Origin of the sequence: Campylobacter sp. 2014D-0259 (assembly GCF_008000505.1) — a bacterium.
In the GTDB taxonomy this organism is placed as follows: Bacteria; Campylobacterota; Campylobacteria; order Campylobacterales; family Campylobacteraceae; genus Campylobacter_D; species Campylobacter_D jejuni.
In genome coordinates this window covers 141,404-153,891 of record NZ_VOAQ01000026.1, presented here as the reverse complement: position 1 = coordinate 153,891, position 12,488 = coordinate 141,404, and the positions used below count along the sequence as shown (strand labels likewise).

At 30.2% G+C, this 12,488-nt stretch carries 12 protein-coding genes and 1 pseudogene; 10 read left to right on the top strand and 3 right to left on the bottom strand.

The annotated features are described in order from the left end of the window. Positions 1-17: 17 nt before the first annotated feature. Positions 18-1,085, bottom strand: a complete 1,068-nt coding sequence (gene dnaN, locus SR63_RS08375; RefSeq protein ID WP_002872305.1) for a DNA polymerase III subunit beta — start codon at positions 1,083-1,085, stop codon at positions 18-20. Positions 1,086-1,244: 159 nt separating this feature from the next. Further along, positions 1,245-2,567, bottom strand: coding sequence for a chromosomal replication initiator protein DnaA (gene dnaA / locus SR63_RS08370; protein ID WP_002872304.1), 1,323 nt, complete (start codon positions 2,565-2,567; stop codon positions 1,245-1,247). Positions 2,568-2,662: 95 nt separating this feature from the next. Here dnaA and ruvC point away from each other — a divergent pair, with 95 nt between their 5' ends. The 10 genes and pseudogenes from ruvC to SR63_RS08665 all read left to right on the top strand — a co-directional run bounded on the left by ruvC (position 2,663) and on the right by SR63_RS08665 (position 11,676). Further along, complete coding sequence (gene ruvC, locus SR63_RS08365; protein WP_010891952.1) at positions 2,663-3,145, top strand: crossover junction endodeoxyribonuclease RuvC; 483 nt, start codon at positions 2,663-2,665, stop codon at positions 3,143-3,145. A gap of 204 nt (positions 3,146-3,349) precedes the next feature. After that, positions 3,350-5,908 (top strand): flagellar hook protein FlgE, encoded by a 2,559-nt coding sequence (gene flgE, locus SR63_RS08360; RefSeq protein ID WP_147498428.1) that lies wholly within the window; start codon positions 3,350-3,352, stop codon positions 5,906-5,908. A 245-nt stretch (positions 5,909-6,153) separates the two neighbouring features. Further along, the gene (gene queF / locus SR63_RS08355; RefSeq protein WP_002834281.1) at positions 6,154-6,537 is read left to right on the top strand and encodes a preQ(1) synthase; all 384 of its coding nucleotides are present in this window, start codon (positions 6,154-6,156) and stop codon (positions 6,535-6,537) included. Next, positions 6,534-7,331 (top strand): DNA methyltransferase, encoded by a 798-nt coding sequence (locus SR63_RS08350; RefSeq protein WP_002857659.1) that lies wholly within the window; start codon positions 6,534-6,536, stop codon positions 7,329-7,331. Before queF ends, SR63_RS08350 begins: the two co-directional genes overlap by 4 nt. After that, positions 7,332-8,411, top strand: a complete 1,080-nt coding sequence (locus SR63_RS08345) for a DUF262 domain-containing protein (protein ID WP_063674840.1) — start codon at positions 7,332-7,334, stop codon at positions 8,409-8,411. A gap of 10 nt (positions 8,412-8,421) precedes the next feature. After that, positions 8,422-9,027, top strand: a complete 606-nt coding sequence (locus SR63_RS08340) for an MAE_28990/MAE_18760 family HEPN-like nuclease (RefSeq protein ID WP_133223698.1) — start codon at positions 8,422-8,424, stop codon at positions 9,025-9,027. Positions 9,028-9,029: 2 nt separating this feature from the next. Further along, positions 9,030-9,719: a hypothetical protein gene (locus tag SR63_RS08335; RefSeq protein ID WP_063674836.1), complete on the top strand. Its 690-nt coding sequence runs from the start codon at positions 9,030-9,032 to the stop codon at positions 9,717-9,719. Further along, complete coding sequence (locus SR63_RS08330) at positions 9,700-10,704, top strand: DNA adenine methylase (RefSeq protein ID WP_063674834.1); 1,005 nt, start codon at positions 9,700-9,702, stop codon at positions 10,702-10,704. Before SR63_RS08335 ends, SR63_RS08330 begins: the two co-directional genes overlap by 20 nt. 27 nt (positions 10,705-10,731) lie before the next feature. Next, positions 10,732-11,046, top strand: a pseudogene (locus SR63_RS08670) (Gfo/Idh/MocA family protein); the annotation flags it as partial. A 33-nt stretch (positions 11,047-11,079) separates the two neighbouring features. Further along, positions 11,080-11,676, top strand: a complete 597-nt coding sequence (locus tag SR63_RS08665; protein WP_315968509.1) for a Gfo/Idh/MocA family oxidoreductase — start codon at positions 11,080-11,082, stop codon at positions 11,674-11,676. On the opposite strand, the gene SR63_RS08320 is transcribed toward SR63_RS08665, so the two are convergent. Continuing rightward, positions 11,677-12,306 carry a hypothetical protein gene (locus SR63_RS08320; RefSeq protein WP_052834291.1) on the bottom strand — a complete coding sequence of 210 codons (630 nt, stop codon included), beginning with the start codon at positions 12,304-12,306 and terminating at the stop codon, positions 11,677-11,679. Positions 12,307-12,488: the final 182 nt, after the last annotated feature.

Sequence of the window (12,488 nt, the reverse complement as noted above, 5' to 3'; positions counted from 1 at the left end):
ATCTTTTACTTGTTTTATTACAAAATCATAGGCATGATAATCATTGATAGTCCTTGGGATTTGACTATAAATGCTGAATTAGGTTCATTTACACTTAAAGTGAATTTTTCTTCTTCTATAGAAGTTAAGAAATCAAGTAAATATTTGATTTTTATAGTAAGATTAAATTCTTCACTTACTCCTGTTTGAATTTCAAGTTCTGTTTTTGCTTCCATATTGTCTAAACTTATACCTTCAAAGATGATTTTATCTTTGTTAAAATGAAGTCTCATTTTTTCAGTTACAACGCTGATTTTTTTAAGACTATCTATAAAATCTTCAGTTGAAAAACTGAGTTCTTGTTTGAAAGTTTTTGGTATAACTTTTTCGTAATCTGGAAATTTATCATTGATAAGTTTTGTAAAGAATTCAAAATTTTCATTTTTAGCGATAAGCATATTTTGATCATAAAAAATTTCTATTTTTTCATAGAAAAGTTTTTGCATTTCCATGATAGCTTTTTTAGGGATACTAAAACTAAATTCTTGATTATTTGCTTTTTCTAAAGTATAGATTGCAAGGCGTTTTGTATCAGTTCCTACGAAGTTAATTTTATCTGTTTTTATATCTAAAAATGCACCATTTAAGGAGTATTTTGGGTTGTTTGTATCAATACTTGGTAATATCTTTTTAAGAGAACGACTTAAGTCACTTGAATCAATGTCAAATTGGTTTTTTCCTTCTGTATTTGGAAAATTTGGAAAATCTTCATGATTAAACATAGGAAGTTTGTATTTTGTGCTTTTTTGTCTTATAAATAAGAAATTATCAATGGTTTCTAAAACAACTTCTTCATTGTTTAAGCTTTTAATAACATCTGCAATACTTTTTGCATTTGCAGTAGCAAAACCACTTGATTCTACGCGGATTTTTTTTATTTTATAGTTGATACCTATTTCATAATCACTAGCTCTAATAAGAAGTTTATCTTCATCAGCATGAAAAAAAAGATGAGAAGTAATGGTGCTTGAGTCTTTTTTTTCTACATAAGCATTACATAAAATCACTGCAGATTCTAAAGTATTTTTATTGATACTTAACTTCATTTTTTCTCCTTGGTTTATTTTAATTTTAAATTCGTTGTAATAATAAGCTTGTTGAAATTGTGAAATTCTTCAAAGCAAAATAATCAAATTTGTATTTTATCATACTTTGCTTAATTTCTTTTTTTCACACTCTAGAATTTATTTTTCACATCCTTTCACTTAACTTTGACTTTTAACAAGAATTTTGTTTTTAAGTTCTTCGATTTTTGCTTTTAAAGAAGCATCATTTTCTATCATTTCTGTGATTTTTTTAACATTATGTGAAATAGCCGTATGATCTTTCATTTCAAAATAATTCGCAAGTTGCGGCATAGTCAAAGCCGTAAGTGTCCTAGCTAGGTAAATCACAGTGCGTCTTGCTGTGACTATATTTTGAGTTTTTTTATTGGATTTCACATCGCTTGGTTTGATGTTAAATTCTTTACATACCAAAGATAAAATGTCATCTATAGTGATATTTTCTTTCTTTTCTTTGATATGATCTTTCATCACACTTTTGGCAAGTTCAAGTGTGATTTCTTGTCCTAGTATGGTTGCATAAGCATTTAAACTTATGATAATACCTTCTATTTCTCTTATATTATCCCCTAAAGAAGTGGCGATATAGTTTATGATATCATTAGAAAGATTGATATCGTTAAATTCACATTTTTTTCTTATGATGGCTATTTTTGTATCTAGTTGAGGTGGAGTTATATCAGCTATGATCCCATGTGCAAAACGACTTTTTAAGCGTTCGGTTATACCTTTTAGCATGTTGGGTGGATTGTCTGAAGTCATGATGATTTGTCCATCATTATTTTTGATTTCATTAAATATAAAGAAAAATTCTTCTTGAATTTTATCGGTTTTTCCTAAAAACTGCACATCATCTATAAGTAAAACATCGCAGTTTCTATACTTTTCATGAAATTTATCTAAAGAACCATTTTTTAAATTTGAAGTAAAATCGTTGATGAAATTTTCACTGGTAGCGTAAATAACTTTTTTTCCCATTTCTAAGCTTGCATTTCCAACTGCTTGAAGTAAATGTGTTTTTCCAAGTCCTGTAGGCCCATAAATAAAGATTGGATTATAAAGTTTTCCAAGTTTGTCTTTATGTGCTATGGCTTTACATGCTCCATAAGCGTATTTGTTAGAATCCCCCACAACAAAACTTTCAAAAGTAAAAGAAGGATTTAAAATCGTGCTTTGTGCTTTTATATGAGCTATGTCGATTTTTGTGCTTTTGTTGCTTTGTTTAGCACTTTGTGCTTGTATATTTATGATGGCTTTATTTCCGCTTTGCACTTCATAAAAATGCGCGATTTTTTTGCCGTATTTTGTTTGTATGAATTTAGCCATGAGTTCATTTGGAGCATTAAAAACTAAAAGATCTGCTTTGCTTTGTTTTTCGTTGAATTTTAAATTTGATAAATAGTTTTCGTATTCGTTTTCACTTAATTCTTTTTTTAAATTTTCAAGTATTTGGCTTGGATTCATAATCTCTCTTTAAATTTTGCATAATGTATAAATTTTATCTTAAATTTTATAAAAAAAGGTTAAAATCCGCTTTTGTATTTTATTTTTCAAAAGGTATGAATTTGAAAATTTTAGGTATAGATCCAGGTTCGAGAAATTGTGGTTATGCTATCATAGAAGCTGACAAAGGAAAAAACATTCTCATAGAAGCAGGACTTATAAAGATAAAGCCAAGTACCTTACAGTATCAAATCACAGAGCTTTGCGAGGGTTTGGACTTGATTTTTAAAAATCATTCTTTTGATGAGGTGGCTATAGAAGATATCTTTTTTGCTTACAATCCAAAAACCGTTTTAAAACTCGCACAATTTCGCGGAGCCCTATCTTTAAAAATTCTTCAAATTCATGGAGATTTTGCAGAATACACTCCCTTACAAGTAAAAAAAGCCGTTACAGGAAAAGCCAAAGCAACTAAAGAACAAGTTGCTTTTATGGTAAAAAGGCTTTTAGGACTTAGTAAAGATATCAAGCCTTTGGATATCACAGATGCTATTGCAGTAGCTTTAACCCATGCAGCAAATTTAAGAGTTAGGGTGTGATTTTAGTAATTTTTATTACACAAAAGCCCAAAGCTTCATAAACTCCTAAAATACCTTTAAATTTTTTCTATAAATTTTTAAAAAATTCATAAAAAATTTCAAAAGTTGGAACAGAACTTGCTTGTAGACTTCACATAAACGCAAAAGTTTTTTAAAGCCAAAGCGTTAAATTTTTTTAAAGCAATATTTTATAAAGGATTTAAGATGATGAGATCACTTTGGTCTGGCGTAAGCGGACTACAAGCACATCAAGTTGCGATGGATGTTGAAGGTAATAACATTTCAAATGTTAATACCACTGGTTTTAAATACTCTCGTGCAGATTTTGGGACTATGTTTAGCCAAACTGTGAAAATCGCTACAGCTCCAACTGATGGAAGAGGCGGATCTAATCCACTTCAAATCGGTCTTGGTGTTTCAGTAAGTTCTACAACTAGAATTCATTCTCAAGGTTCAGTTCAAACCACAGATAAAAACACTGATGTTGCTATAAATGGTGATGGTTTTTTTATGGTGAGTGATGATGGTGGTCTTACAAACTATCTTACAAGGAGCGGGGATTTTAAACTCGATGCTTATGGAAATTTTGTCAATAATGCAGGTTTTGTTGTCCAAGGGTGGAATATCAATTGGGATGATCAAACTATAGATAGTTCAAGAACTCCACAAAATATTTTTATCGATCCCGGTATGCATATCCCTGCAGCAAAATCTACTGAAGTTGCTATCAAAGCGAATTTAAATAGCGGTTTAAATATAGGAACTTCAAGTAGAAATCTTTATGCACTTGATTCTGTTCATGGATGGAATACTAAAACCCAAAGAGCAGAAGATGAAAACGATACAGGAACCACTCAGTTTTATACGACTTCTAAGAATTCTGTAGAAGTGACTGAAAAGGGTGTAGATGCTGGAGCTTTATTTAATGCTAATGGCACAGGATTAAATCTTAGAGATGGACAAGGGATTTGGGTATCTTATGCAGATGCTAAATTTACTACAGATAGAGCTAATGGTGCAAATGTCTTTGATCCTAATTTAACAGTAGCACAACAAAATAATGTTATTTTCTGGGGTAATAAAGATATAGCTGTAACTTTGGATATTAATTTAAATGGAGTAAGAATTCAAAATGATAATATAAGAAGCTTAGATGAAGCTATAGCTTATATCAATACCTTTACTGCACCAACTGATACAAGAGATGGAACAGGAGTAAAAGCGGTAAAAAAAGCAGATGGTTCAGGTATAGAATTTGTCAATGATAATGCCGATGGTACAACAGATAATATGAAAAATATCGATTTAACAGTTAATGTTGGGAATTCTGCAGGAGAAAGAAATACTATTAATTATGATGCTAATACTGGTGTTTTTTCTCCTCAAGGTGGTAATCTAACAACTGCTCAGAATGATACTGATTGGATAGCTGGAGCAGCTCAAGCAGGTCAACCACAAAATGTTAAAGTAGTGACAGCACATAAGTATATTTATAGTTCAAATCCTGTTACTATACCACCTATGATAAATCCTGATGGTGGACCGGCGTTTCAGCCTAATAACGGTAATAGACCAACCGATCCCGCTTCTGCTAATTATTGGGATGCTATACAAGGGAGTTTAAAAAATACTACTGAAAGAACTTTTAGAACCACAGAAGATTTAAGAGAGCTTTTGCAAAGAGATGCTAGGTATGGGGTTGACTATAATGGTAGTGGTATAATAGATAATGCTACTCCAACATTTGACGCTAATGATATCAATCAAGCTGTAAAAGTAGTGGTAACTGAAAATGGTAATTTTGCTATTTCTAACGCAAATGAAACTTCTACTATACCAGCTAATGCTGGTGCTGGTGCTGGTGCTGTTACAACAAATCCAAAAAATATGAGTTTTAATATAACTGCTTATAGTAATAAACAAGGAACTGTAAGTACTAATGATGCTTTTACTAAAATTTTTAAAGCTTTCGATGGTCCTTTGGTTATAGGAAATCAGATCAAAGAAAGCGAGCAACTTAAGCTTTCTGCTTTTTCAGCTGGACTTGAAATTTACGATTCTTTAGGTTCAAAACACACTTTAGAAGTGCAGTTTGTTAAGCAAAGCACCACTCAAGATGGGGGTAATGAATGGCAAATGATCATCCGTGTACCTGAACCTGCAGAGATTAACACTACAGGCGAAGGTCCTACAAATATCATCGTAGGAACAGCAAGATTTAATAATGATGGATCTTTAGCTAATTATACACCAAAAACGATAAATTTTTCACCAAACAATGGTGCCGCACCAAATCAACAAATCAAACTTTCCTTTGGAACAAGTGGAAGCAATGACGGCCTTGTAAGCTCAAATTCTGCTTCAACTCTAACAGGACAGGCAACCGATGGTTATACTTCAGGTAACTTAAAACCTGATGCTATCCGTGTGGATGACAAAGGTAATATCTTAGGTGAATTTACTAATGGTAAAACCTTTGCTGTAGCAAAAATAGCAATGGCTTCAGTGGCAAATAACTCAGGTCTTGAGGAAATTGGTGGAAATCTTTTTAAAGTCACTGCAAATAGTGGTAATATCGTAGTAGGTGAAGCAGGAACAGGAGGTCGTGGTGAGATGAAAACCTCAGCTCTTGAAATGTCAAATGTGGATTTAAGTCGTTCTTTAACAGAGCTTATTATCATTCAAAGAGGTTATCAAGCAAACTCAAAAACCATTTCAACGAGTGATCAAATGCTTCAAACTCTAATCCAGCTTAAACAATAATTTAAGCTTAGTATTCTATAAAATATTGTTTTTTGCTCCCTTAAAGGGAGCAGCCTTGCTTTACAAGCCTATCTTGGTAGTCTTGTAATACTAGGCTTAGGCTTGAACTGCCTTCAATTTATTGCTAACTCACTCTTGCTAGGGGGTGAGTTGCAATAAAATTGCATTTTCTTATCTGTATCATAATCGTTTTAAAAACTTATTTTGTTATAATTTTTGCTCGAATTTAAATTTTAAGGAAATTTATGCGTTATGGTGAAAAGGAAATCAAAGAATTTGATGTAGAAAATATGGAAATTTGGCCAAATGATGCCAAAAATGACTATATCATTAAAATCACTTTACCTGAATTTATGTGTTGTTGTCCGCGTTCGGGTTATCCTGACTTTGCGACGATTTATCTTGAGTATATGCCTGATAAATTTGTGGTTGAGCTTAAGGCGATAAAACTTTATATCAATACTTTTATGTATAGAAATGTTTCACATGAAGCAAGTATCAATGAAATTTATAATACTTTAAAAGATAAATTAAAACCAAAATGGATTAAAGTTGTGGGGGATTTTAACCCGCGTGGAAATGTGCATACGGTGATAGAATGTCGTAGCGATATGGTAGTGCCAAAGTGAAATTTAACGATCTTGATTTGAACAACTGGAAAAGTTGTGATATAAATACAGATTCTTTATGGCTTATTGCTAGTCGTGATAAAAGTGGAAAGCATAGAAATATTTATCATGGTAATTTTATACCACAAATTCCTAATCAGCTCATCCGTCGTTATACAAAAAAAGATGATTTAATTATAGATCCTTTTTTAGGAAGCGGAACAACGCTTTATGAATGTGAAAAATTAAATAGAAAATGCATAGGATTTGATATTAATGAGAGCATTTTGGAATTTGTATTAGACAACTTCGGGATAAATTTTGATAATAAGCGCTATTTTTTAGGAAATTGTGATAATACTGATATAAAAAAAGTTGATGAGTTGTTAGAAAATGCTTTGAATAAACTTGAAAGCAAAAAATCTCAGTTTATTATTTTACATCCACCTTATATGGATATAGTTAAATTTAGTGAGAAAAAAGAGGATTTAAGTCAAATTTCAGATTTGAAAGAATTTAAAGATAAAATTTTACTTACTTGTCAAAATTTGTTAAAATACTTAGAAAAAAATCGTTATTTTGCTTTAGTGATAGCAGATTTATATAGAAATAGCGAAATTGTCCCTTTGGGTTTTGAGCTTATGAATTTAATAAAACAAAATTTTAAAGTTAAACTAAAGGGAATTGTTATTAAAAATATAGAAGGAAATCGTGGAAAACTAGGTATTAATGCTATATGGAGATATAGAGCATTAAGGAGTGATTATTATATTTTTAAGCATGAGTATATTTTTGTATTTAAAAAGGAGTTTTAGATGAATTTAGAAGTTCAAATAGAAGATAAAAGAAATTTATTAAGGGCTGATAGACTTGATATGTCTTTTGGAGAAATTATTAGCAACTATGAAGAGGATAATTTAATTATTCAACCTTCTTATCAAAGATCTTTTAGATGGAATAGCTATCAAAAAACAAGATTTATTGAATCGATTTTACTTGGCATTCCTATTCCCCCTATTTTTGTTGCAGAAGATAAAGATAATGGTAAATGGGAGCTTGTAGATGGACTTCAGCGTGTTTCTACTATTTTATCATTTTTTGGTATTTTAAAAAAAGATGGAAAAATTGATAATAGATTAAATAAATTTAAATTACTTGAAGGAGAAATTTTGACAGAATTAAAAGATAAAAATATTGACTCTTTTCCCTTAAAGTTACAACTTACTATTAAAAGGTTTGTTTGTAGAGTTGAAATTTTGCGATGGGATACAAATCCTGAAATAAAGTACCAACTTTTTAGTCGTTTAAATACCGGAGGAGAAGCATTAAAAGAGCAAGAAATCCGTAATTGTATCTATAGAGGTGCATTAAATGATTTAATCAATGAGTTAGCAGAAAATAAAGATTTTAAAGAAGTGATTGGTGCTACAGAAAGACAAGAAAAAGAAATGTATCTTAGTGAGCTTGTATTACGCTTCATAGCTTTTTATTGTAAGCATAATGATTTAATTTTGAAAAATGGTGGAAGTATACAAGGTTTTTTATCAGATTTTATGCACTCTAGTATAGAAAAAAACCAAGATGATTTTTATCAAGCTAAGCAAGCTTTTTTAAATTCAGTAAGCTATTTGAATGAAAATAAGTTTTCAGACTTATTTAGAGATAATAGGGCTAGACAGTTTAATGCTAATCATTATGATACAATAATGTATATTTTGTCAAAAAATCTAAATAGATTTCAAAATTCACATCAATTTCAACAAATAATACAAAAATTATTAAATAATAAAGAATATGATAATAAATCTGGATCAAGCACTTATGCTACAAAAAGAATGCAAGAAAAAATTAAATTTGCAGAAGAATTTTTAGAAAATGAACTTACAAGAAATTAATGAAGAACTTTTGCAAGAATTTGAGTGGCGCTGTAATGAAATAATATTATTAAAGAATATGGTGAATTCTTGCGAAAAAGAAGAATATATAAAATTGATCTTAAAGATGAGCATTCCAATAATTTATGCACATTTAGAAGGCTTTATTGTTTCTGCTTGTAAAATTATATTGGAATATTTAAATACTTTGAAGCTTTCTAGTAATGATTATTCTGAAAAATTTATCATGATGGCATTTGATAAAGATATAAAATCACTTTCAGGTTCTCAAGATTTAGAGAAAAAGATTAAACATTTTTGTCGTATTCAAGAGAAGCTATTATGTCAATTAAAATTTGAGACAAAGGTTAATGTAAAGTCAAATTTAACATTTGAAGTTTTGGAAAATCTTTGTTTAAAATTTGATATTAGTAGTGTAAATTTTAAAGACTATAAAGATATACTTAATCAACTTGTAAATATTAGGAATGCTATTGCACATGGTGAAAATTCTTATAGTTTTGAAAGTTTCGCTGATATTGAAAAATATATTGAGCTGTTTGAGGCTTTATGCTTGGATTTTTCTAAAATTTTATTTAATATACTTGAAGATAAAAAATATAAAAAGGAGAAATAAATATGGATATACCTTTTAAAAGAGAAACGACAAGTTATTATGATTTTATTACAATGAGTGATTTGCAATGGCATTGCACAAAATGTGAATTAAAAGCAGCACAAGCTAAAACTTGGCAAACTTGGAGACATCAAGGTATTCAGCTAGATACTGATGAAAAAGGAAATTTTTATAAAGTACAATTATGCTCCAAATGCAATATGAACACCATTCATAGAAAACTAAAAAGCTTAGAAATTTTAGAAAATACTAAGACAAGAAGCGGCATCTCTGTTAGTTTAGCTAGAAGAATTAAGAATTGTCTTAGAAATGAAGAAGCTATTTTTCTAAGAGAAATGTCTCCTAATGAATTGGAAATTGATCATAAATTTCCACAGATTAGGTGGAAAACGGATGAGAGTAAAAATGATGGTTCTATGAGTGAAGAAGAAATAAAAAATAAGTTTATATTGTTAACTAGAAATAATAATTTGTTAAAATCGCGTTATTGTGAAAAATGTTTTAAAAATGGTACTAGAGGATATTTTCCTGAGATTAAATTTTGGTATAGAGGTAATGAAAAATGGCAAGGAGAAGATGATAATGATGAAAAGGGATGTGTTGGTTGTTTTTGGTATGATCCATATAGATGGAGAGAAGAGTTAAATAAATTTTTACAAATGCCAAAAAATAATGAACTACATCGGCAGTAAATTTAAGCTTTCATCTTTTTTGTTTAAAAGTATTGATGAGGTTTTAAAAGTAAAAAATCAAGTGTTAAAAGATTGTATCTTTTGTGATATTTTTGCAGGAACATCAGCGGTAGGAAAGCTATTTAAGTCAAAAGTCAAGCAAATCATCGCTAACGATAAGGAATTTTATAGTTTTGTTTTGGCAAAAAATTATATACAAAACTCAAATTTCTTATCTCGTGCTGATGAACTCATAGAAATACTCAATCAAACGCCATTAATCAAAGGTAAAATTTATAAACATTACACAATAGGTGGTGGCGAAAATAGGCAGTATTTTAGCGATTTTAATGCAATGAAAATTGATAGTATGCGTATTAAAATATCAGAGTGGAAATACGATAATTTTATTAACGAAAAAGAATATTATTTTTTGTTAGCCTCTTTGTTGGAAAGTGCTGATAAAGTAGCCAATACAGCATCTGTTTATGGGGCTTTTTTAAAACATCTTAAACCATCAGCACAAAAAGAACTTATATTATTGCCTGCAGAATTTGAATGCACCCATACAAAACACTTGGTTTTTAATGAAAATGCAAATGATTTAATCAAAAAAATCAAAGGTGATATTCTTTATCTTGATCCGCCTTACAATTCTAGAGAATATGGAGCAAATTATCATGTGCTTAATTCCATTGCAATGTATGATGATTTTATCCCACAAGGAAAAACGGGCTTGAGAGCCTATGAAAAATCTGCTTGGTGTAAGAAAAATTTGGTTTTTGATGCTTTAGAAGATTTAATTAAAAATGCTGATTTTAAATTCATTTTTTTAAGTTATAATGATGAAGGTTTGCTTTCTTTAGAGCAAATTAGACAAATCTTTGAAAAATATGGAAAATATGATTTTAAAAGCCAAATTTATCAGCGTTTCAAAGCAGATTCTAAGCGTATTTGTCAACAAAATAAAACTATAGAATATTTACATATTTTAGAAAAATTTTAAGGAAATAAATGAAGAAATGTCGCTTTTTTAGGTGCAGGAGCCATAGCTTCTAAAGTCGCACCCATGTTAAAACAAGCCGGTTTTACTCCTTATGCGGTAGGATCTTTAAGTAATGCTAAGGAATTTGCTAGTGCTTATGGTTTTTCTAAATTTTATACAAATTATGAAGAGCTTGTAAAAGATGAAAATATCGATCTTGTTTATATCAATACCCCGCATTCTTTACATTACTCTCACATAAAACTTTGCCTTCAAAATGCTAAAAATGTGCTTTGTGAAAAGTCTTTTACACTAAATTCCAAAGAGGCTAAAGAGCTTATAGAATTAGCCAGAGCTAAAAATTTGCTTTTGGCTGAAGGCATTTGGACGCGTTATATGCCTTATATAAGTATGGTTAAAGAACTTATAGAGCAAGGTTTTATAGGAGAGTTAGTAAGTATAGAAGCAAATTTAGCTTATAATGTTAAGGATATATACCGTATACAAAGCTTAGAGCTTGGGAGTGGGGCTTTGCTTGATGTGGGAGTTTATACTTTAAATTTTGCCCTTAGTTTTATACAAGATGAGATTAAAAATATAATGGCAACTTGTAAAAAAATGCCTAGCGGTGTAGATGAGAGTAATGGGGTGATTTTAGAGTTTAGTAAAGGAATTTTTGCTTTTTTAAATTCGAGTGTGGCTATGATAAATGATCGCAAAGGAACTATCAATGGGACAAAAGGTTATATAAGCGTGGATAATATCAACAACCCTACTCTTATAGAGCTTTACGATCAAGATAGAAAATGTATCAAAAGCTTAGCTGTGCCAAATCAAATCAATGGTTTTGAGTATGAATTTAAAGCTTGTTTTGAGGCCTTAGAACAAGGCAAGATAGAATGCGATGCAATCAAACATGATGAGATTTTAAAAGTGATGTCTTTGATGGATGAGTTGCGTAAGATTATGGGGATAAAATTTATCGGTGAGTGATCAACCTCCACCGATAAAGTATTTTTCAACATCATCAAGTAGTTTTTCACAAATTTGAGAATCTGTGTTTTTTTCTACTACAAGATTGATATAAGTTTTAGTATCTCTGAAACTTCCTGCAGATTTTGAATTTTCACGAGTGAGTTTTTGGTTTTCTTTGGTGTATTCTATATTGATGTTAAATTTAAGTGCAGCACTTGCTTCGCCTAAATTTGTTTTTACTACTACATTCATTTTAGAAGCTTTAGCGAGTGTGGCTTGGGTTTTGTTTATGATCTCTTTAAAGCGTTGGCAAGAGCGTATAAGTGTAGCGATGAATTTGTTATCAAGTCCTTCATAAGCTACTTTGAGTTTGTTTTTGATATCTTTTGTACTTTCTTTTTCAGGGGCGACAAAAACCATGTAAAAACCATTTTTTATAGCTACATTGTCTGTTTTTACATCGCGTCCGCTTGACATAACTTTAACATAAATGGCATTATCAAGATAAACACGATCTACCATAGGCCCATAAATTTCGTATTCTTTTTTTCGGACTATGACTTCACGAGCTAGGACATTTAATTTCACATTGGCTTCGTGGATAACAGGTTCCATTTCTTTTTTAATCTCTAAGAGTTCTTTTAACATCAACATCCTTTTTGTTACTTAAAATTACAATTATATCAATAATTTTCTTAATTTAAGAATTTTACAAACACATTTACTAAAAATATGATACATTAAGGATTGATTTGAAACAAAGGAGGAAAAGATGAAACAAATTTTTGAAATTTCAAATTCAGTCCAACAAAAAAGTAAAGACAATACTT

Coding starts and splice junctions, on each gene's coding strand:
- SR63_RS08330 (WP_063674834.1), top strand. CDS start 9,700: ATGAACTACATCGGCAGTAAATTTAAGCTTTCATCTTTTTTGTTTAAA.
- dnaA (WP_002872304.1), bottom strand. CDS start 2,567: ATGAATCCAAGCCAAATACTTGAAAATTTAAAAAAAGAATTAAGTGAA.
- SR63_RS08345 (WP_063674840.1), top strand. CDS start 7,332: ATGAATTTAGAAGTTCAAATAGAAGATAAAAGAAATTTATTAAGGGCT.
- dnaN (WP_002872305.1), bottom strand. CDS start 1,085: ATGAAGTTAAGTATCAATAAAAATACTTTAGAATCTGCAGTGATTTTA.
- ruvC (WP_010891952.1), top strand. CDS start 2,663: ATGAATTTGAAAATTTTAGGTATAGATCCAGGTTCGAGAAATTGTGGT.
- queF (WP_002834281.1), top strand. CDS start 6,154: ATGCGTTATGGTGAAAAGGAAATCAAAGAATTTGATGTAGAAAATATG.
- SR63_RS08665 (WP_315968509.1), top strand. CDS start 11,080: ATGCCTTATATAAGTATGGTTAAAGAACTTATAGAGCAAGGTTTTATA.
- flgE (WP_147498428.1), top strand. CDS start 3,350: ATGATGAGATCACTTTGGTCTGGCGTAAGCGGACTACAAGCACATCAA.
- SR63_RS08335 (WP_063674836.1), top strand. CDS start 9,030: ATGGATATACCTTTTAAAAGAGAAACGACAAGTTATTATGATTTTATT.
- SR63_RS08320 (WP_052834291.1), bottom strand. CDS start 12,306: ATGTTAAAAGAACTCTTAGAGATTAAAAAAGAAATGGAACCTGTTATC.